Source organism: uncultured Cocleimonas sp. (genome assembly GCF_947495625.1).
Lineage (GTDB): Bacteria > Pseudomonadota > Gammaproteobacteria > Thiotrichales > Thiotrichaceae > Cocleimonas.
This window is the reverse complement of record NZ_CANLZW010000001.1, coordinates 1-19275: the sequence shown is the minus strand read 5'-3', so window position 1 is coordinate 19275 and position 19275 is coordinate 1. Positions and strand designations below refer to the sequence as shown.

Here is a 19275-nt window from a genome sequence, read left to right as displayed (position 1 = left end):
GTTCGCATATCTTACGCTGAACTTCTATCTACTGTGATGTTCTTAATAGCTGTGACTTATTATCAACTTTGTTATTAAATTTAACGATTTTGATTGTTGCGACTTTATAAACAGCCGCGATGTTATTAGTCCTTCAAAAACTATCGATAAAAACGAGAATCAGGGAATGCTAAAAAAATCTTTGTTGATACTGCTCTTGAGCTTTTTAATGAGCGCTCAAGCACAAGTAAATGCTGAATTGAATACTGCAAATATATACACCAATGTTGAAAAATCAGTGTATCAAATACGTGTTATCAATAAACAGACTGGAAAAAAATCAAGCATAGGTTCTGGTTTCGTTGTAACCAAAGAAAATATCCTTGCGACTAACTATCATGTGGTTAGTGAGTATATAAACGATCCGGATGTTTTTTCTTTAGAGTTTCTATCGACAACTGGCGCAACAGGTCCTTTAGAATTGGTTGATTTCGATATTGTTCATGATCTCGCTGTAGTTAAAGCCAAACAGCCAATGGGTGTTCCGCTAAGAATTTCTTACTTGCCTGAAAAAGGTGCCAGCTTATATTCATTGGGTAATCCTATGGATCTGGGTTTCACCATCGTGAAAGGCACGAACAACGGTATTTTAACCAAAGACGAAGACGGCAATATTCTGTTTTCTGGAAGCTTGAACCCAGGAATGAGTGGTGGGCCGACACTAGATGAAACAGGCAATATCATCGGCATAAATGTTGCTACTTCAGGTAATGATATTAGTTTCCTGGTTCCTGCTGAATATTTAACGGTTGTGTTGGATCGTTTGAAAGAATCTAGTTTTGAAGCAGTAAGTGATCGTTTTGCACATAGTTCAGGTCAATTGCTGGCTAATTCACAGAAAATCGTGAACAAGATGCTCAATAATAAATGGAGCGGTACCAAAATTGGTTCATTTGTAGTGCCGGCAGAAGTAGATAAATCGATCCGTTGTTGGGATGCGAGTAGAACACCAAAGAAGGATGACTTGTTTCGCACTTATTTCACGCGTTGTTCGAACGAAGACAATATCTTTATTTCTAGCCGATTAAATGTTGGTAGCATCAACTATGAGTATATGTGGTTAGAAACTGAAAAACTCTCGCCGACACGTTTCTACCGTCGTTATGAAAAAGTGAATAGCAGTGTCATTGGGGGTCATGCAGGTAAGCGAGATGTGACTAACTTCTCTTGTCATACTGATTTCACCAAGATTGGTGAGCATGATTTTAAAACGTCAGTTTGTCGTAGAGATTACCTTAAATATACAGGGTTGAGCGACATGCTCTTTACCACTGCAATGGTAGGTCAAAAAGATAAAGGTTTTCTTTTTAATCTAGATTTAACAGGTACAGATCCTAAAGCCGCATTAGCATTATTTCAAAGCATGCTGGAGAAATTCAAATGGCAAAACTAATTCTTGAAACGATCCAGCGTGGCGTTCATCACTATCATAAGGTTGATTCGTTTCCGGTAACTATTGGTCGTGCATTTGATAACGATGTTATCTTGCAAGACGTAACGATTTCACCACATCATGTGGTCATAGATCAGGAAGGTGATGATCTCTATATACAGAACCTATCTACGGAGAATGGCACTAAGCTTCGTAAAAAACCGATGGGTGATGAGCGTGTGAATATTGAAGCGCCATGTAGCTTTCAAATGAGTGGTATCAAAGCCAGACTGTTGCCTGTAGATATGCAGGTTGAAAGCACACATGTAAAAGATTGCAGTGGCTTTTTCTGTATCTTTAGTAATCCACTCTGGGCAATCGGACTGTTACTGACCACTATTGCGATGTTCTTCTACGAACGCTATGTAACAACACCCGTTCCCAAAGAAATATTCTTTTACCTAAATACCGTATTGCCATCGATCTGGATAATTTTAGGCATTACCGTGGTTATTTCAGGTATTAGTCGTATATCAACACACCGTTGGGAAATTATTCCTGCGATCAGTATTGCCGCTTTGATCTTCTTATTGCCTCAGTTGTTCGAATATATAGGTCATTATGCTGCTTATCTACTCACGGAAGATAGTGTTGGTTTATGGTTGAAGTATGCCGCTAAATTTATCGTGATTCCGGCACTTATTGCAGTGTTTATCGTTAAAACGATTCATGCAAAATGGTTACCTGCAGCAGGAATCGCAGCGCTTGTTTACTCGCCTTTCCTTGCTTATCAGGTTTTGATTCTGGTAGACGAGCTATCGCTTAAATCTGGATTCTCTGAAGTACCTTCATACAGCCAGACATTGCTTCCTAGTGATACGCGTTTAAATGCAACGATCTCATTAGATCAGTTCATTAAAGAAGCGGACAAAGAAGTTACAAAGGAAGTTGAGCAAATGTTATCTGCGGCTAAGAAGAAAGAACAAGAGTCTTAATTATTGCTAAAAAACTACTCAAAAATAGGGCTAAAAGTAGGGGGGTGACTTTATCTAAGCACTTTCCCTGCTTGGTTCTATTTTAGCTTGTCTCTTTAATAACGAGAATGAATAAAGCGCCAAGCCAATCCAGATTCCACTAAAACCTATGAGTTGATCTGTATTCACGACTTCTTTGAAGATAAAGGCACCGATTAGAAATTGCATCGTCGGTGTTATATAAAAAAGAATTCCAGCGGTAGTCATTGGCATTAAACGCGCCCCAGCGGTGAATAAAACCAAAGGTACCACTGTCACTAAACCTGCCAAACCTAAGAAAATATCGGTATTCAGATTCAGGTTGAGAAATACAGCTTCACCGTTCATTTCAATAAATACCAAATAACCTAGAGAAAGCGGCACCAATAATAAGGTCTCGACCAATAGTCCCGGGACTGCGGAGGTTTTGATGAATTTTCTTAGGATGCCATAGGCAGCAAAACTAAAACCAACCACTAGCCCTATCCAGGGGAACACTTCTACGCTTAAGATATAATAAAGTACACCTAGAGTAGCGAAAGTAACGGCAAGTTTTCTCAGAGGGCCAAGATGTTCTTTGAAAATGATTAAGCCGCCGAGTACGTGTAGCAAGGGGCTTAGAAAATACCCCATGCTCGCCTCCACCACTCTATCAGTATTAACGGCGTATACGTAGACTCCCCAATTTATCGTAATCAATATGGAGGTCAGCAACAGCCAGCCGAGTTCTCGTTTATTTTTTAATGTGGAGAAAAAGTCCGAGCGCCAGCTCGTGATAAAGGCAACAAAAATGATAAGTACGGGAACAGACCACAGCATGCGGTGTGATAAAACTTCAAAGGCTGGCACATGTTTGACGAGCGCCCAGTAAAGAGGAAATAAGCCCCAGCCGATGTATCCCATTAATATTAGTATTATGCCTTTATTCATAGGCAAGGAGTATAGGATACTAATGGGTAGTCTAACTGTTTTAAGCAAACTTAATTAAGACTCTTTTATAAGCAAAGCCAGTCAAAAAAGTAATGCAATTTTTTAGATGCCAATACCAGACATAAAGGTAAGTTTTAAAACCTACCTTTTTCTTCTTCGCCAAGAAACTAAGTTAATTTCCTGGCTAAGCGATTGTTGTGTCACTGGCTAAATAAAGGTGTAGCTGAATTAAATAAAAGTAGTAAAAAACATCACCCAGCTAAAAATGATTAAACCAACGACAAGAATTGAAGGAAAAGTGAAATCCCACATAATAAACTCCGATAACTAAATGTTTAACGAAGTTGAAATTTACACCTAAGATGAAATTGTAATAGTGATCTGTGTCAATAATTTAGTATTAATCAGGTTTAGGCTAGCTTATTTTATTGTTTTAAAACTTGAATAACTTCACCATGCTTAAGGTGTTTTGCCAGACCTCGAGGGGTTTTTCCATCACTATTTGACGAGTTTTTACTGAGTCCTCGGCCAATTAAATAGGCGGCAGTTTCGGGATGACCAAAGCGAGCAGCGCTATGAAGCGCAGTCCAGTTTTTTTCGGTTCTGGCGTTTAACTTTGCACCTTTAGATAATAGAAGCTTAACGACGTCTAGTCTGCCTTTCGCAGCTGCTTCATGTAAAGGAGTTTCATTATATTTATCTTTAGCGTTTACATTGGCGCCATTTTCGATGATTACGCGAGCGAAGCCAAGTTGACCTTTGGCTGCAGCCTTGTGTAATAGAGACTCGCCGATGCTGTCTGAGATGTTTACATCTGCACCGTTAGCAGCAAGTAAATTAGCAATACTGACATTGCCATTTCTAAGAACGACTTGTAAAGGCGTGCCTTTCTGGCTACCAGTATTTGCATTAGCGCCAAACTTTAATAATTTTTCAACCACTCCAACCTGTGCTTTAGCAATAGCGAGATGTAGTGGGTTACCGCCTCTTCCACTTTTGTTTGCATCAGCTCGATAGTAAAGCAGTTTGTTGATAATGCCTGTCTGGTTTCTTTCAATAGCGTTGAGAAGAGGAGTTTCCCCTCCATTGCTTGATTTATCAGGATCTGCACCATTTTCTAGTAGTAGCTGAACCATGCTGTCACTGCCTTGATCTATCGCAACTAGTAAAGGCGTGCGTCCTCCGCGATTGGTCGCATTTACATCTGCACCATATAGTACTAGTTTGTCTGCGATATCGTACATTCTTTGACGGAGCGCAGTGTAAAGCACAGGCTCGCCGTTGGCTGCTACGGTATCGGCATCAGCACCTTGTTTAAGGAAACGCTCGGCTTCCTTTTGTCTAGCGGCCATTAGATTGTCTGCGAATGCTTTATTGGATACTGGATTAGAATTTGGACGACCCGGTTTTTTACGTTTCTTTAAACTACCGTATTTAGATTCGACTTTCTTGGCTGGTTTCGCTTCATCGCCATCTTTAGAATCTTTGCTGTCTGAAGTTGAATCTGAGTCTGCAGAAGATTCCGCCGTGGCGTCCTTTGTACTTGTAGATTTAATACCAGCTCCCCCACAGCCCGCGAGAAAAGTGATTGTAAAAAATACACTGAAAATAATTCGAAATGAATTAGCCGACATTATTCCACCCTTATTAGATGACCACTAGTTTAGCGGTCTATTTTTGCCCCTTAATGGTCGCCATCATAGCCAAAATAGTGATTTCTGTCATTTAGAATTCATCTCAATCTGCATTTTCAGTGCCGCAAAAAGATATTTTGATGGGTAGATAGAAAAAAACTGCGAAGTTTTGTATCCAAATCTTCATTAGATTCGTATATGGGGTGCATAAAACGATATACTTTCGCGAAATTTAAAATTTGGAGTCTACAGTGACAAAACTTAATCATATTATTATCTTTGGTTTTTTACTAAGTGCAATGACAGCGTGTAATGCTAATACCAAAACTGATAGCAGTGCTGCAGTGAATACATCTAATAAAAAAGAGACAGTGAGTACCAAAGGGGCAGAACCAATTCCTCAACCTGGCGGGTATAGCAATATAGATAATGCAAAATTGAAAGAGCTAACAGAGCAAGGTGTTCTATTAGTAGATATTCGTCTTAAAGAAGAATGGCAGCAAACAGGCATTGTTGAAGGTAGCAAAACCATTACGTTTTTTGATAGAACAGGGAATATTAACCCTAATTTTGTTCCAGAATTTACAGCGCTAGCGAAACCAGATCAGCCAGTTATGCTGATTTGTCGCACAGGTAATCGTACGCAAGCAGCAAGTCGTGCTATTGCAGAACAACTGGGTTATAAAAATGTGATGAATGTCACTAATGGAATTACTGGTTGGATGGCTGAAAAACGTCCAGTTTCGTCTTATAACTAGTACAAATATATAATCTAAGTCACCCCCCTACTTTTGGGCAGTTTTTCTAAAAAAGTGCCTGAAAGTAGGGGGGTGACGTTTTTTTATCTACAAGCTACAAATTCACCATTCGGCCAGCAAGGCGCTGAGATCGCTTCACCGAGATTAGCGGCAATCAGTCTTTCTCTAGCTTCTAATAATCTTTCTACCAGAGCCGGTTCCTTTTTCGAATAGCCTTCGTTGTCTTCAACTCTATTTATGACCAAGCCTAGTAATTCTGTAATCGCATTACCGACTGAATTTTGCGAAATGGTTACAATTAAACGACCCTTGTCGTCTCGATAAAGGATCTGTTTATAGGCAGGTCGCCAACGGATGTCATTGGCAAATTGTGGGTCTTGAATAACTTGCTCACGAAGGTCTCTGGCAACGCGTAAAAAACGATTGCTGCCCAAAAGCACATCCGCTATTTGCGTTGGGAAATTCGCATTGGGTGGTATCCGTTCTTCACCTGTTGCAACGAGTGTGAAAAAAGTCTGATAGAAGTCGAGGAAGCCTCGCAATACCTGTTCGAATTCATACCAGAAGTATTGATCATTGAGCTTCTCTGCACCACCGATCAATTCCCAGCTGGGTAGTCCTTGTGGGTAACCTGTGAGTGACAAAGTACAATCTTCCGAAGGTAGAAACGAGAGTAATTGCAAATCGAGAACATCGAGAAATTCGTGATAAACATCGCTTAAATGTCTTAAAAAGAGCGTATTGTGTCCACTATCCGTTAAATTAGGATTATTTGAATCTGCTAGCTTTGCTGCTTTGATATCAGCAACAGGAAACACCATAAAATGATTATGAATCATTCTAATACTAGGAACGCCGGGTTTATTCAATGGCCAGGTAGAATCCAGACTAGCTTCACCACAAAGAATTAAGTGCTTTTCTGGATCGGGGTATTTTTCCAGCATATATTCGATCAATATGGTGGTCATTTTTGCCCAGACTTTCTTTTGTTGGCGGTTCATTTGATCGCGGCGTACAGGGCGACCGAGTGGGTCAAGAATGCGTCGCGATGTATCTAAGATGATTGAGGTATCGAACTCGGTGCTGTGACCGATTAATTTACGATACATCAGTAAATCTTCGGGGGTTCTGAATAAACCGTTTTCTTCGGCGAGGTTTTTCAAATTGGCGGCGCTATTGAAGAACTCCACACGTGACATGCCATCGGGTATCGAGAGTGACATCGATGGTCTAGGGGTGACTATTTCTCTAGGCTGTAGCGCAATCATGGCTGTTCCTTTTGTTTTTTATATATTCACTTATTTATTCATTTCTACTCGATCTTAACTTCATTTTTTCTTCATTATAAATCTTATCAGTAATACTGATTATTTAAACCATTCGATAGAGCACGGTTAATGATCTTACTTCCTCAAGATTCTCACACGCTTCTTTAAGCGCTGTAATGGTCTCAATGGGGAGATGTGCGTTGATAATTATTTCTAGCTCGATCTTCCCTCTCACATAGTGCAAATTAATATTATGCACGGCTTGATCGATATTAAGCGCTTGTAATTCGGGATAAATTTTCACCATTAAATCATGACGATTAGGTAGCGTTTTAGATAATGATGCAACTTCATCGTCTTCCGGATCTATATGAACAGTTATGTCATTCATTTCAGGGAAATTACGACGCAGTTTAGTGATCACGCTTTCAGCAATATGATGTCCTTCAGAAACGCTTAAATAAGGATTAACCTGTACATGGATATCTCCCAGTACCGCATTACCCATTTTTCTAGTGCGGAGTAAATGCATCTCCTCTACGCCTTCGATATCACCGATAAATTCTTTAATTTCATCTGTTTTTTCTGGTTCCCATGCGGTATCAACCAGTTCCATGGTGCTATCCATAATGAGCTTTAAGCCCATGTAGAAAATCATTACAGCGACAACAATTGCGGCTGCGGCATCTAACCATGGAATCTTAAAGAATACGCTACCCGCAACGCCAATCGCGACTAATACAGAAGAGATTGCATCTGATCGATGATGCCAGGCATTTGCTTTTAATAATTTAGAGTCAACGCGGTTGGCGACACTCATGGTGTAATGATAAAGGCCTTCTTTACTGATAATTGCTAGCGCTACAAAGAGTAGGGCTATTGGTTGAGGCTGTAATAATTTTTCGGGATTCATTAAGCGGCCGACAGCATTCATCGCAATGCCAATCGCAACAGCACCTAAAGCAACACCAAGAATAACCGTTGCTACTGTTTCAAAACGCCCATGACCGTATGGATGATCTTCATCGGCATCTTTAGAAGCTGCTTTTGCAGCAAACAACACAACAAAGTCACTCGCCAGATCAGATAGCGTGTGAACACCATCTGCGATTAACGCTTGAGATTGTGCGAAGTAGCCACCCAGCAATTGAGCAATAGATAATAGTGCATTAACTATAGCTCCCGTAAGCGTTACGTTGCGGGTGGCTTTATAGCGTTCTTGTTTTTTTTGTGTTTCCGTCATTTGCCGTTATTAATCATTTAGGCAGATTTGTACAAGGATGTGATATTCATCGTCTTGCTCACGTTTATCTATGACTTTGTGACCATGGACTTTTGACCAGGCAGGTATGTCGTACAAGGTTCCGGGATCAGTGCAAATAACAGCTAAGTAATCACCATCAGCTTCTGGCCCAAGCTCTTCGATCTTTTTTTGTACTTTAATCACCGGCATTGGGCAAAGTAAATGTCGGGCATCCAGATTATGTGTTGTTATATTATCAACACTATCTTTATTTGAAGTCATTACTTGTATTACGCTTCTGCGGGTGTTTTTGCAGTAATCGTAAGTGCATGCAACTCACCAGAAGTGATTGCTGAATTGACTGCAGCGTATACCGCTTGATGACGTTTCAAGGTATTCAACCCTTCAAATGTGTCGCTGATAACCGTTGTTTCGTATTTGTAGCCGTCACCATCCACAGTTACAGTTGCACCGGGAATACCGGCTTCTATGAGCTTGGTTACTTCTTCATTGCTAATACTCATTCTTATCCTTAATGCTAAAGAGTTCTAATTAAAATCTAAAAAATTATGCGCTAGATTATAGGTTACCTAAGTTTAGATTTATAGCTGTACCTAAGTTATCGATAGTTACAGACCACTTAATACAGATAAAGTTAGATAAAAATGACACCCCCTACCTTTTAGGCACTTTTTTAATTACCTAACTAATTTTTAGGGGGAAGTCGTTTACGGGGTGCATTACGGAAACCTAACTTCATATTACCCCCGATACTAACTCCACTTTGTCCTGAATTTTCATCATACAAAAGACCAATTTGCCTTCTGCCTTGAGCAATTCTGCGTTTGGTATCAAATAGTTTTTTGTGTAACTCTCGTGAATACGCTAATGCATAAGCTCGCGGAGGGCCATTGTCTTCGGGGCGAATCCACAGATGTATATTGCCTTTGATATCTTTCAGTGGATTAGGTTCTTGTATGTCTGCACCAATGAGTTCGAATTGTGATGGCAAAGTTTGATCTGACGGCCAGCCTTTGGTTTCCTGAAGACCCGTCCAATGTAAAAAGTAAACAAGCGGTAATAAGAGAGCCAGGGTGATTTTGCTTAACACCGAGAGCCGTTTGCCAAAGCCCAGCCATACAACTAATACGATAACGGCGATATAGCTGAGACTAATAAGAATCAGATAGCTATTCATTCTGGCTTACCTAACATCGCATCAGGTATGAGTGATGGCATGCTATCTAGAGAATAGGGGGTTAATTCTATTGGTAGTTTACTGATGTTATGCACGCTACCGTCTTCTTTAATAGTAAATCTTACTGCAGTTTCTTCTTGATTCACTTTATCTAGGTTTATGGTTTGTCGATAAACAGTTTCGTACTTGGGGTTGATTCGATCTACACGAATATCTACCGGAATTGGTTTACGGGATTTTTTCGTGTAGTAAAAAAGATTAACGATGTATTCGCCTGCATTACGTTTGCGGATGGTGATGATTTCCTGGTTGATAGGATGTATTTCTTCTTTGCCATCTATCATTAAAGTGTCATTGAGTTCGCCTCTATCATCCCGTTCCAGATGTAGCCAGCCCGTTTCTTTTTCCAGATATGAAACGGTATGGCCAGTAGGTGCCCGCATCCACAAGTCGATATCATCTTCGAGATCTTGCGGCCAGGTGGCAGAAATAATGTACTCGGCTTGCTTCTCGACTTTAGCCTGATCAGCTTTCGGATTGATGAACAATAGACTCACTAAGAATAAAAAGCTGAAACCCATTAAGGTATTGAAAAGCAGATCGATAAAAGGATCTACTTTAGGTGTATTTCGACTTTGCTTATAGAGGCTTGCCATGATTTATTGTTTAGGGGCTCGCATCCCCAGTTCTATAATTTTGCTCACTAGCGTATCTGCACATCGATCCAGCCATTGGCACTGAAGGCTTACCAATAAGCCACAGCCCAAACCGGAGAGTGTGGTATAGAGTGCGACCTGCATGCCACTTCCCATGGTACCGAGGAGTTGTTGTAAGGCCTGAATATCATTGTCTTTGAGTTGGTAAACGGTGCTTAGCATTAAGACGAAACCGATGACAGTACCGATTAATCCTAAGCGCATTAATACGTCAGAGAAAAACCAGCCATTTACATGCCCTCTGTGGATTTTTTCGATGAGTCTTGCAAGTAAAGGTTCTGATTCATTATGCGCTTGCTGTCGTTGGAAATGTAATAGAGAGAGATGTTCCGACGCCCAGCTTTTGTCTGGATTGCTATCGTTCGAATAATTCTGGGTGAGATGTAGTTGGCGAGATAGTTGCCAGGAGGCAAATCCTAAATATACGGTGATGATGATAAATAAAAGCAGAATGATAGAAGAGAGATAGGTGATATCATTTTCTACCAGTTGTTGAAATAAGCCAAAGTCCCAGAGTAAATAACTACTGAATAGAATTACGCCGGCCATTAATAACCAGCCATAGAAAGGGTAGTAGCTATCACGCGTCATAACAGAGCCTTTTGTTTATGGTGTAAAAATCAAGCTTGTGTTGTTATTAAGACTAGCAAATGGTCGTTAGCTTCTCCTATTTATTATTATGAATATAACGATAGATTTTTTAGAAGATAGGTTATTTGAAGTGATTACTAAGCCATTAATAAGCAACCATAAAAAAAGGCTGACAAATGCCAGCCTTTTTAGTGAATTTAACGTCTATTACTTAGCCGTTGATAATCCAAGGATTTCCCAGTCTTGCATACCACCACGGTAGTATTTGATTTTATCAGCTGGGTAACCAAACTTTCTTAATGCAGCGATACTAGCAGGAGACTGCCCACACCACATTCCATTACAGAACATAACCAGTGTTTTTGCACCAGAGTAATCGAAGACTGCTGAAGTTGTTCCGTTAGCAATAGCTTCATCGACATCTACGTCGTCTACATTATTAGCTAATTTAACTCCAAACTGGCCTGTCATAACCTTTGTTATGCCTTCCGTGGTTGCACCTTTACTAGGTGTTAATTCTACCCAGGAAACGTTAACAGCACCTGGGATAGTTCCTCTTGAAACCCAATCTGGAGTTCGTGAGTCCACAAGCATGATGCCTTTATCACCATCACTCATTTTTTCTGCGTAGTTGATTACCTCAACTTCGCCGATTGTCTCGATACCTTCACCAAGATTCATTGGCTGAATACAGAAAGGAGGACATGGACGTGAAGTTTTAGCAAAAGCAGGATTTACTACATTGTCATTATCCTGGTTACGCATGATTTTAGTTTCTTTGCCATTATGCATAACTGTAACATGCTCAAGTTTTGGCGTAATGTTTACAGGTTTACCATGAGATGCAGCCTGTGCTGATGTTGCGGTTATGGTGAAAGCTGCTGTAACAAATAATGCAGTTAGGATTTTTGATAGTTTCATTAATGTTCTCCTCCTAGAGATATCTTATAGGCACAATATAGCTTTATTGTGTTTTTATTTTAATACGTAGTTATACTAAGAACAGTAAGGGATACTGTTCAGGGTATTGGGGTTAGTCGCAGTCTGGCTCTTCCTCTTCTTCGCTTTCAGCGGCTTCTTTTTTGGTGTCTTCAGCAGCAGCTTCTGTAACTGTTTCCGAAGTGGTATCGGCTTTATCTTCTTTATCAGAATGGCTAGCAGCATAAGCGGGGGATAGTGCTAACAGCATTGATAAAATGAAAAGAGATATAATTTTAATAGTTTTAGTCATAAAAATTCTCTATTGTGTATATTTACCTAGCCAATAAAAAGTAACACGCATCTCGAATAAATTCAAGCAACCCATTGATTACTGTAAAAGTTACAAACATTAATTATGAGTAAACATCATGTTAATGAAGGTGGAGATGAAAAAATGTCTGAGCTCTGCATAAGTTCCTTAGCTCATTTTAAACAACAAAATGATCTGAAGCGCTAGCGAGACAACAGCATTGTTTTTTAATGCTGACCCGAAGGGAAGGCGAAGCGGTAAAAAGTCGCTTAAAGTAGGGGGGTGACCTAAATCTATTTAAAGCTAAATAGCGTTATCACTTTTGCAGCCAAAACGTCACTGGTCCGTCATTACACAAGCTAACTTTCATGTCAGCACCAAATTTACCTGTCTGAAGATTAGATACTTTGTTTGACGCTAGTGAAACAAAACTATCGAATAAAGCCTTTCCGAGCTGAGGTGGGGCGGCAGAAGCAAAACTGGGTCTTGTGCCTTTTTGAGTATTGGCAGGAAGGGTGAATTGTGGAACCACCAAAAGGCTTCCACTTGTATCAAGCAGGGAAAGATTCATTTTCCCGTTTTTATCTTCGAAAATTCTGAAATTTATAATTTTATCTAAAAGGTTTTTAGCGTTGTTCTCAGTGTCTTCTTTCTCTACTCCCAAAAGAAGCAGAATGCCCTGGTCGATATTCGCTATTTCATTATTATCGACCACGACATTTGCGTGAGTAACACGCTGGATTAAACCAATCAATTTTGAAGCAACTTTATCATATCGTTGCCGGCTTTAATTAAGGCCGCAGTGATTCCTTGTTCGCCTGCAGAATGACCAGCACTTTGAACCACAAAAAACTCTGATTTAGGCCAGGCTTTGTGTAAATCGTAACCTTGTTTGATGGGACATATCATGTCGTATCTACCGTGAACAATGAAGCCCGGTATATCCTGAAGTTTATCCATATTGTTCAGGATCTGGTTTTCTTCTAAAAACCCATTATTCATAAAGTAATGCGTTTCAATGCGGGAGATACCCATCGCATTTTTAGGATCGTGATATTTTTTAATTCCAGATGGGCTTGGTTGTAAGGTTGCTGTTCTCGCTTCCCAAAGCGACCATGCTTTGGCTGCTCCCATTTTTGCAATCTCATTATCGCTATTCAAGCGCTTGTGATAGGCAAGTAAGAAGTTGTCTCTTTCTTCTTCTGGAATAGGCTCAACAAAATCTTCCCAATAATCAGGAAAAATCTGGCTGGCACCTTCCTGATAAAACCAATTAATTTCTTTTGGTGTACTAAAGAAAATGCCGCGAAGAATCAGCCCTAGAACGTTTTCTGTGTGTGTTTGAGCATAAACTAAAGATAAGGTGCTGCCCCACGATCCACCAGAAACGACCCATTTATCAATATTTAATTCATTACGAATTTTTTCGATATCTGAGACCAGGTCTTGAGTGGTGTTGTTTTCAATGGATGCGTGTGGAGTTGATCTACCACAACCTCGCTGGTCAAAAAGAATGATCCAGTATTTTTCAGGATCAAAGAATTGGCGGTGTATCTCACCACAACCTGCACCAGGACCACCGTGTAAGAATATGACTGGAATTCCATCGGGATTTCCGCACTCCTCTACATAGATTTTATGTTGATCTCCAACATCTAGAAAAAAATGGCGGTTTTCATGGATTGGCGGGAATAGTTCACTCATTACGTAGCGATGTCCTTAACATTTATGTGAAGTTTTATGCATAATACCGTTATGACAAAGAATCGTAAATCTATACCGAGTATTGACTTGCCTAAAAAGCTTCGAAAGAACGCAGGCAAGGCAATAATTGACTTTGGGATGATCAGAGAAGGTGACAAAGTATTACTAGGCCTGTCTGGCGGCAAAGACTCATTGAGCCTATTGCACTTATTATTGCATTTTCAACGACATGCGCCCATTAAGTTTGATGTAGGAGCGATGACTGTTGACCCTCAATCTGGCGAGTATGATCCTTCTCCTTTGATTCCTTATTTGAAAGAAGTAGGGGTTGAATATTTCTTCAAGCAAGAGCCTATTCTAGAAATGGCAGATGATCACATGACGGGTGATTCATATTGTTCATTTTGTTCTCGAATCAAGCGTGGAATTATATATAGCACCGCCAGAGAATACGGTTATAACGTAATTGCTCTAGGACAGCATCTGGATGATTTGGCAGAAAGTTTTTTAATGTCTGCATTTCATGGCGGTAAATTAAAAACAATGAAAGCGCATTATGTGAATGATGATGGTGACCTTAGAATCATTCGTCCATTGGTATATGTGCGTGAAAAAGAACTAGCTAGCTTTGCGAAAGAGCAAGAGTTACCAGTGATTATGGAAAATTGCCCAGCGTGTTTTTCTATGCCGACTCAACGTGAGAGTATGAAACAGCTATTGGCTCAACAAGAGCAGCAAGTGGATAATTTATTTGGGACTTTGTTAACGACAATGAAACCGTTAATGAGTGTTGGTTTACCAAAGGAATAATTACCTTTGGTAAACCCGTATCTTTAAGATTTATAAAACGTTTTTCTTAGTTTGATGCCATTTTAAGAGATTGAATAATTCTCTCTTTAGTCTCTCTTTTTGCTTCTGAGAACTTTTCAGCAAAAAGCGTCATATAATATTTATCTTTCTTTTCTAGAGGAAAATCCAGGGTAGTAATTTCACCTTTAGGAGAAATATATTTCTTCTCAATGATGGTAAGTTCAGACTGATCTGTACCCAGATCTTTGCGTGATACAGGTTCGCCTGTTTCAACATAACCAACTGATAACAACGCTTTGTTTATATCTTCGAAAGAAAATAATTCCTTTTTATCACTGGTTTGAACCATAACATCAGTGGTACAACCATCTTCTTCAGGAGATACAGCAAAACTAATACCATTTACATGGACTTCGTAAACACCATTGAAATCTTTTGCGGGTGCTAGTTCGGGTGCTTTATCAAGTGAGCTTTGAAGAGATTCTGGGGTATCATATTTCTTTTCACAGTATTGGTTATGAAGAGATAAAAACGTCGACAGATGTGGCTGGGGAGCTTTCGCATTCGCTGACGCTGGTTTATCACAACCATTCAATAGAATTGTTGTTAAAATTGCAGCACTACAAAGTGCAACTACAGGTAACATTTTATTCATCGGGTTTGCCTTTTATTTTTATTATTTTATTTTTATTGGGTTTTAAACAAATATATCCAATCTCAATTGTTATCACAAGATTTCCCAGACTAGCGGATTATACCGTTTATAATTTAATGTAACTCTTTTCTAATCACGCTTCAGGTATTCTATGCTCGTCCTACCTTCTCTACATTTACCATGAAAAAACCTGCCTGGTTAATCGATTCCAGTATTTATGTGTTTAAAGCATGGTTTACTCATGAGGATATCTACGATGTTGATGGGAATTCTATTAACGCGGTAGTCGGTTTTATGGATTTTGTTTACAAGCTTTTGTCTGAACAGAAGCCACAATTAATTGGTTTTGCTTTTGATGAAAGTCTACTAACATCACATCGCAGAGAAATTTACCCTGAATACAAAGCCAATAGAGCAACTGCGCCTGATTCCTTAAGACTGCAATTTCGTTTATGCAGAGAATTTTTGCGTCATTTGGGTATTTTAGAAGGAGCGAGCTCATTTTATGAGGCTGATGATTTATTGGGTACATGGGCAAAACAGCTTAATACAAATTTGATTCCCGTGAATTTAATCACCGCTGATAAGGATTTAGCGCAATTAGTAAAAGAGGGTGATCATTGGTGGGAATACCTACGTGGTGAAAAACTAGATGAGAAAAAAATCACTAAACGTTTTGGAGCAAAGCCTAGTCAAATTGCTGATCAGCTAGCGATAGCTGGCGATAAATCCGATAATATTCCTGGTGTGCCTGGTGTTGGAATGTCAACAGCAGGAAAATTACTGAGAAAATTTGAAACACTTGAAAATCTATTGGAAAACACTTCTGAAATTTCATCAATGCAAATTCGCGGAGCTGCTCGAATACAGCAGTTAATCTTGGAGCATCAAGAAACAATATTACTTGCTCGACAATTAACAGGAATAGTCTGCGATATCGAAGAAGTTATGCCCAGTGATTTTGAAGTATCAATATTGGATACGGATGCTTTTAATTCGTTTTGTGATCAGTTAAATCTATCCGAAAAAGATCAAGAAATATGGCTGAAACTTCATAATGATCTCTTACAGAATATAGCTGAATAGCCAGGCTGTATAAGGTTGCTTAAAATTTAGTCGGCATTTATTTGGCTATTTCCCACTAGTCTCTTTTCTTCCCCCTGTTGTCCTATACCTTCGAACTTTCTCCAAAGTTGTTGTTAAATTTCCAGCTTCTACTTAGAAACAAATGGTTATTTCAAAATGCAGGCAGAGGTTACGACATCAAAGAGTCCACTAACTCTGCTTTTATTGATAGGACTTTTGGTAGTTGCTACTTTAGTTGTGCTATCTAATTATCTTTTGCGACCGAGTATAGAGTTAAGCATCAAAGATCAGGTTCACGGTGATCTTAGAGAAAGTGGAATAAAGACGGTTAAAGTAAGTGTTGAGGGTAGGGATGTTTTGTTGGAAGGATTTACCCTGAATCATGCAGACTGGATGAAGGCTGAAAGTATTGTTAATAATATTCGTGGTATTAATCAGGTGAAGAATCAACTAGTGGTCAAAAACCAAACAAACGAATAAAAACTATACAGATTCTCTGATAGACCCACCGTTAGTACTGATGAACAGAGACACATTTTTTACCTTTCATTGCTAAACTATTAGTTATGGACGTATTAATGCGAGAAGTAGAATATGTATTAATACAAGAAGGATAAGAAATACAAGAGTGACTTAGCTTTAGTTGAGTTAGTCAAAGAGAAAACAGCCAAGCAAGGATTGCTGGCAGTTAATAGCTTAAAGACAAACGCAAATAATGCGTACAGTAAATTAGCAATGAGTCATGGCTTAGACACAGAGCTAATAATCAAGGATGATATTTATGACATACTTTTTATTTCAAATAGCGCTTATTAGCACCGTTGCTATTATTACCGGTTCATTAATCGGTTGGTGGTTGCATCACTATTACGGTCAAAATAGACAACAGGAATCGGATAAAGACTTAACATTGGTCAAAGATTATTTAGGTGAATCGATCAAAGAAAATGCCCGCTTAAAACTTCAGCTGAAACAGATGGAAGAGAAATTAGAAAAGTTATCTTATGAAGATGTTCCAAAAATTAGTGGTGTAGATTTTGAAGCGTACAAAGCATTTGAAAATACAGTTAAAGAAGCAAATTTACAAAAATACTTAAACTAAGCATCATCTAAATATTCTAAACGAAATTACTTTAGCAATAAAAAAGCCCTGTATTACAGGGCTTTTTTATTGCATTGAATAATCAAATCATTTCATCGTAAATTCTGGTAACTTCTTTGATACCAATTCTTTCTTTAACGTCACATAGTCTGGCATGCCGTTTTTGTAAGGAGGGTAAGATTCACCTTCAATCAACGGCAGTAAATACTCACGACAAGCGTCGGTTATACCAAAACCATCTTCGCTGATGTATTCCATTGGCATCATTTTTTCTACATTAGCGATATCAGCTAAATTTCCTGATCCAATTTCCCATTTATAGGGATTGTTAGAAGTACGGATAATCGCAGGCATTACAGAATTCTTTCCTGCGACTGCCATTTCAACAGCAGCTTCACCAAGAGCATAAGCTTGTTCAACATCAGATTTTGATGCCAAGTGGCGTGCTGCACGTTGTAAATAATCAGCTACAGCCCAATGGAATTTATAACCAAGCGCTTCTTTGATCATATTAGCCACTACTGGCGCAGCACCACCCAGTTGAGCGTGACCAAAATCATCACGCGTTCCTTGTTCTGCTAAAAATCTACCGTCAGGCCAAGCGGTTCCTTCTGAAACCACAATGCTGCAATAACCGTGACTTTTTACTTTTGAGTCGACGAGCGCCAAGAATTTTTCTTTATCAAACTTAATTTCAGGGAACAGCACAACAACTGGAATATCGTTGTCTTCGTCAGCAGCAAGTGCGCCGGCTGCGGCAATCCAGCCTGCATGACGTCCCATCACTTCAAGAACGAAAATTTTCGTGGATGTTTCCGCCATAGAAGCAACATCAAAACTGGCTTCTCTTGTTGAAACGGCAATGTATTTTGCAACCGAACCAAAACCCGGGCAGTTATCTGTCACTGGTAAGTCGTTATCAACTGTTTTAGGCACATGAATGGCTTGAATAGGGTATCCCATTTTTTCTGATAGCTGCGACACTTTCAAACAGGTATCTGCAGAATCACCGCCACCGTTATAGAAGAAGTAACCGATATTATGTGCTTTAAAAACTTCTATTAATCGATCGTATTCAACTTTGTTTTCTTCCAGACTTTTCATTTTATATCGGCAAGAGCCAAATGCACCGGAAGGCGTATGAAGTAAACCCGCGATATCCTCGTCAGACTCTTTACTTGTATCTATGAGATTTTCGGTGAGTGCGCCTATGATTCCATTTTTACCTGCGTAGACGGTGCCAATTTTATCACCGTGTTTTTTAGCAGTTTGAATAACGCCACAAGCAGAAGCGTTGATTACCGAAGTGACTCCACCCGACTGGGCATAAAATGCATTTTTTACAGACATATTTTCTCCTAGCGATTATCTATCTTTAGGTTATTAATTCGTTATTCCTGTTCCTTGATTTATGCCGACGTATGCATAAGAGGTCAGGATTTATTATTATTGTTTATCACAAGTTACGTTTAAGCGATGTTTCTGGGTTAATTTTATCCCAATCAATCTAGTCTTTTGCTATTAATTAGTGACTATTTAGAGGTACTTATGATTTTAAAAGCAAAGGATAATACGTGACTCTCGCGAATAAATCATTATTTTGCAGGATAATTATTATTATTAATAAATGACAAGAATTGAAAATGCTAGAGAATATTGAATTACTTTACTTAATATCCTCAGATAGAAAAACTATTTAAACCGAACCAAAAATAGAGATAAAGCAGACAAAAACTGTAAATAAAAAAATGGGCTGAAGAGTAAAATCATTCAGCCCATTTATATGTTTGATGCTTGCCGGTAAGAAGGTGTAGCTACATAAAACTCACTTAAAGTAGGGGGGTGACCCAGGGCAAACGCATTATAATCATAAGTTAAACAGCGTTTTGAACCGAAAGTTATCATTCCAAGCGGCTTTAAGCCTC

Annotated in this window: 22 protein-coding genes; 7 read left to right on the top strand and 15 right to left on the bottom strand. The window is 39.2% G+C overall.

From position 1 onward, the window contains the following. The first annotated feature begins 208 nt into the window (after positions 1-208). Positions 209-1432 (top strand): serine protease, encoded by a 1224-nt coding sequence (locus tag Q1A31_RS00110; RefSeq protein ID WP_299870732.1) that lies wholly within the window; start codon positions 209-211, stop codon positions 1430-1432. Further along, positions 1420-2406 (top strand): FHA domain-containing protein, encoded by a 987-nt coding sequence (locus tag Q1A31_RS00105; RefSeq protein WP_299870731.1) that lies wholly within the window; start codon positions 1420-1422, stop codon positions 2404-2406. The genes Q1A31_RS00110 and Q1A31_RS00105 overlap by 13 nt, the downstream gene beginning before the upstream one ends. A 54-nt stretch (positions 2407-2460) precedes the next feature. Here the strand turns inward: Q1A31_RS00105 and rarD are convergent, their stop codons facing one another. Together rarD and Q1A31_RS00095 are read right to left on the bottom strand one after the other, a co-directional pair. Continuing rightward, positions 2461-3354 (bottom strand): EamA family transporter RarD, encoded by an 894-nt coding sequence (gene rarD / locus Q1A31_RS00100; protein WP_299870730.1) that lies wholly within the window; start codon positions 3352-3354, stop codon positions 2461-2463. A 425-nt stretch (positions 3355-3779) separates the two neighbouring features. Beyond that, complete coding sequence (locus Q1A31_RS00095; protein ID WP_299870729.1) at positions 3780-4988, bottom strand: ankyrin repeat domain-containing protein; 1209 nt, start codon at positions 4986-4988, stop codon at positions 3780-3782. A 251-nt stretch (positions 4989-5239) separates the two neighbouring features. Between Q1A31_RS00095 and Q1A31_RS00090 the strand changes: the two genes are divergently transcribed. Beyond that, a complete protein-coding gene (locus Q1A31_RS00090; protein ID WP_299870728.1) occupies positions 5240-5746 on the top strand; it encodes a rhodanese-like domain-containing protein in 507 nt (168 codons plus the stop codon). An 83-nt stretch (positions 5747-5829) separates the two neighbouring features. Here Q1A31_RS00090 and Q1A31_RS00085 read toward each other — a convergent pair whose 3' ends face one another. From Q1A31_RS00085 to pip, 11 genes are all read right to left on the bottom strand, one after another. Next, positions 5830-7014 carry a hypothetical protein gene (locus Q1A31_RS00085; protein ID WP_299870727.1) on the bottom strand — a complete coding sequence of 395 codons (1185 nt, stop codon included), beginning with the start codon at positions 7012-7014 and terminating at the stop codon, positions 5830-5832. Positions 7015-7117: 103 nt separating this feature from the next. Continuing rightward, the gene (locus tag Q1A31_RS00080; protein ID WP_299870726.1) at positions 7118-8257 is read right to left on the bottom strand and encodes a cation diffusion facilitator family transporter; all 1140 of its coding nucleotides are present in this window, start codon (positions 8255-8257) and stop codon (positions 7118-7120) included. Between the two features lie 9 nt (positions 8258-8266). Continuing rightward, a complete protein-coding gene (locus Q1A31_RS00075; protein WP_299870725.1) occupies positions 8267-8539 on the bottom strand; it encodes a sulfurtransferase TusA family protein in 273 nt (90 codons plus the stop codon). 8 nt (positions 8540-8547) lie between these two features. Next, on the bottom strand, positions 8548-8781 hold the full coding sequence (locus tag Q1A31_RS00070; RefSeq protein ID WP_299870724.1) for a BolA family protein: 234 nt from the start codon (positions 8779-8781) through the stop codon (positions 8548-8550). Positions 8782-8963: 182 nt separating this feature from the next. Continuing rightward, the gene (locus tag Q1A31_RS00065) at positions 8964-9455 is read right to left on the bottom strand and encodes a hypothetical protein (protein WP_299870723.1); all 492 of its coding nucleotides are present in this window, start codon (positions 9453-9455) and stop codon (positions 8964-8966) included. Next, positions 9452-10111 carry a hypothetical protein gene (locus Q1A31_RS00060; protein WP_299870722.1) on the bottom strand — a complete coding sequence of 220 codons (660 nt, stop codon included), beginning with the start codon at positions 10109-10111 and terminating at the stop codon, positions 9452-9454. Before Q1A31_RS00060 ends, Q1A31_RS00065 begins: the two co-directional genes overlap by 4 nt. A 3-nt stretch (positions 10112-10114) precedes the next feature. Beyond that, positions 10115-10762, bottom strand: a complete 648-nt coding sequence (locus Q1A31_RS00055; protein WP_299870721.1) for a MotA/TolQ/ExbB proton channel family protein — start codon at positions 10760-10762, stop codon at positions 10115-10117. A 207-nt stretch (positions 10763-10969) separates the two neighbouring features. Continuing rightward, complete coding sequence (locus tag Q1A31_RS00050; RefSeq protein WP_299870720.1) at positions 10970-11683, bottom strand: rhodanese-like domain-containing protein; 714 nt, start codon at positions 11681-11683, stop codon at positions 10970-10972. Positions 11684-11795: 112 nt separating this feature from the next. Continuing rightward, entirely contained in the window at positions 11796-11993 is a 198-nt protein-coding gene (locus tag Q1A31_RS00045) for a hypothetical protein (protein WP_299870719.1), read from the bottom strand. A 316-nt stretch (positions 11994-12309) separates the two neighbouring features. Next, complete coding sequence (gene dtd / locus Q1A31_RS00040) at positions 12310-12747, bottom strand: D-aminoacyl-tRNA deacylase (protein WP_299870718.1); 438 nt, start codon at positions 12745-12747, stop codon at positions 12310-12312. Continuing rightward, positions 12744-13697, bottom strand: coding sequence for a prolyl aminopeptidase (gene pip / locus Q1A31_RS00035; protein ID WP_299870717.1), 954 nt, complete (start codon positions 13695-13697; stop codon positions 12744-12746). Before pip ends, dtd begins: the two co-directional genes overlap by 4 nt. A gap of 36 nt (positions 13698-13733) precedes the next feature. On the opposite strand from pip, the gene Q1A31_RS00030 reads away from it, so the two are divergent. After that, entirely contained in the window at positions 13734-14507 is a 774-nt protein-coding gene (locus Q1A31_RS00030; RefSeq protein WP_299870716.1) for an ATP-binding protein, read from the top strand. Between the two features lie 46 nt (positions 14508-14553). Here Q1A31_RS00030 and Q1A31_RS00025 read toward each other — a convergent pair whose 3' ends face one another. After that, positions 14554-15162: a hypothetical protein gene (locus Q1A31_RS00025; protein ID WP_299870715.1), complete on the bottom strand. Its 609-nt coding sequence runs from the start codon at positions 15160-15162 to the stop codon at positions 14554-14556. Positions 15163-15342: 180 nt separating this feature from the next. On the opposite strand from Q1A31_RS00025, the gene Q1A31_RS00020 reads away from it, so the two are divergent. The 3 genes from Q1A31_RS00020 to Q1A31_RS00010 all read left to right on the top strand — a co-directional run bounded on the left by Q1A31_RS00020 (position 15343) and on the right by Q1A31_RS00010 (position 17350). After that, the gene (locus tag Q1A31_RS00020) at positions 15343-16248 is read left to right on the top strand and encodes a 5'-3' exonuclease H3TH domain-containing protein (protein ID WP_299870714.1); all 906 of its coding nucleotides are present in this window, start codon (positions 15343-15345) and stop codon (positions 16246-16248) included. 156 nt (positions 16249-16404) lie between these two features. Beyond that, positions 16405-16728, top strand: coding sequence for a BON domain-containing protein (locus Q1A31_RS00015; protein ID WP_299870713.1), 324 nt, complete (start codon positions 16405-16407; stop codon positions 16726-16728). Between the two features lie 301 nt (positions 16729-17029). Beyond that, complete coding sequence (locus Q1A31_RS00010; RefSeq protein WP_299870712.1) at positions 17030-17350, top strand: hypothetical protein; 321 nt, start codon at positions 17030-17032, stop codon at positions 17348-17350. Between the two features lie 87 nt (positions 17351-17437). On the opposite strand, the gene Q1A31_RS00005 is transcribed toward Q1A31_RS00010, so the two are convergent. Then, the gene (locus Q1A31_RS00005) at positions 17438-18700 is read right to left on the bottom strand and encodes a 6-phosphofructokinase (RefSeq protein ID WP_299870711.1); all 1263 of its coding nucleotides are present in this window, start codon (positions 18698-18700) and stop codon (positions 17438-17440) included. Between the last annotated feature and the right edge of the window lie 575 nt (positions 18701-19275).

Coding starts and splice junctions, on each gene's coding strand:
- Q1A31_RS00015 (WP_299870713.1), top strand. CDS start 16,405: ATGCAGGCAGAGGTTACGACATCAAAGAGTCCACTAACTCTGCTTTTA.
- Q1A31_RS00080 (WP_299870726.1), bottom strand. CDS start 8,257: ATGACGGAAACACAAAAAAAACAAGAACGCTATAAAGCCACCCGCAAC.
- Q1A31_RS00105 (WP_299870731.1), top strand. CDS start 1,420: ATGGCAAAACTAATTCTTGAAACGATCCAGCGTGGCGTTCATCACTAT.
- Q1A31_RS00030 (WP_299870716.1), top strand. CDS start 13,734: ATGCATAATACCGTTATGACAAAGAATCGTAAATCTATACCGAGTATT.
- Q1A31_RS00095 (WP_299870729.1), bottom strand. CDS start 4,988: ATGTCGGCTAATTCATTTCGAATTATTTTCAGTGTATTTTTTACAATC.
- Q1A31_RS00005 (WP_299870711.1), bottom strand. CDS start 18,700: ATGTCTGTAAAAAATGCATTTTATGCCCAGTCGGGTGGAGTCACTTCG.
- Q1A31_RS00020 (WP_299870714.1), top strand. CDS start 15,343: ATGAAAAAACCTGCCTGGTTAATCGATTCCAGTATTTATGTGTTTAAA.
- Q1A31_RS00045 (WP_299870719.1), bottom strand. CDS start 11,993: ATGACTAAAACTATTAAAATTATATCTCTTTTCATTTTATCAATGCTG.
- Q1A31_RS00075 (WP_299870725.1), bottom strand. CDS start 8,539: ATGACTTCAAATAAAGATAGTGTTGATAATATAACAACACATAATCTG.
- Q1A31_RS00065 (WP_299870723.1), bottom strand. CDS start 9,455: ATGAATAGCTATCTGATTCTTATTAGTCTCAGCTATATCGCCGTTATC.
- Q1A31_RS00025 (WP_299870715.1), bottom strand. CDS start 15,162: ATGAATAAAATGTTACCTGTAGTTGCACTTTGTAGTGCTGCAATTTTA.
- Q1A31_RS00070 (WP_299870724.1), bottom strand. CDS start 8,781: ATGAGTATTAGCAATGAAGAAGTAACCAAGCTCATAGAAGCCGGTATT.
- rarD (WP_299870730.1), bottom strand. CDS start 3,354: ATGAATAAAGGCATAATACTAATATTAATGGGATACATCGGCTGGGGC.
- Q1A31_RS00050 (WP_299870720.1), bottom strand. CDS start 11,683: ATGAAACTATCAAAAATCCTAACTGCATTATTTGTTACAGCAGCTTTC.
- Q1A31_RS00010 (WP_299870712.1), top strand. CDS start 17,030: ATGACATACTTTTTATTTCAAATAGCGCTTATTAGCACCGTTGCTATT.
- Q1A31_RS00060 (WP_299870722.1), bottom strand. CDS start 10,111: ATGGCAAGCCTCTATAAGCAAAGTCGAAATACACCTAAAGTAGATCCT.
- pip (WP_299870717.1), bottom strand. CDS start 13,697: ATGAGTGAACTATTCCCGCCAATCCATGAAAACCGCCATTTTTTTCTA.
- Q1A31_RS00110 (WP_299870732.1), top strand. CDS start 209: ATGAGCGCTCAAGCACAAGTAAATGCTGAATTGAATACTGCAAATATA.
- Q1A31_RS00055 (WP_299870721.1), bottom strand. CDS start 10,762: ATGACGCGTGATAGCTACTACCCTTTCTATGGCTGGTTATTAATGGCC.
- Q1A31_RS00085 (WP_299870727.1), bottom strand. CDS start 7,014: ATGATTGCGCTACAGCCTAGAGAAATAGTCACCCCTAGACCATCGATG.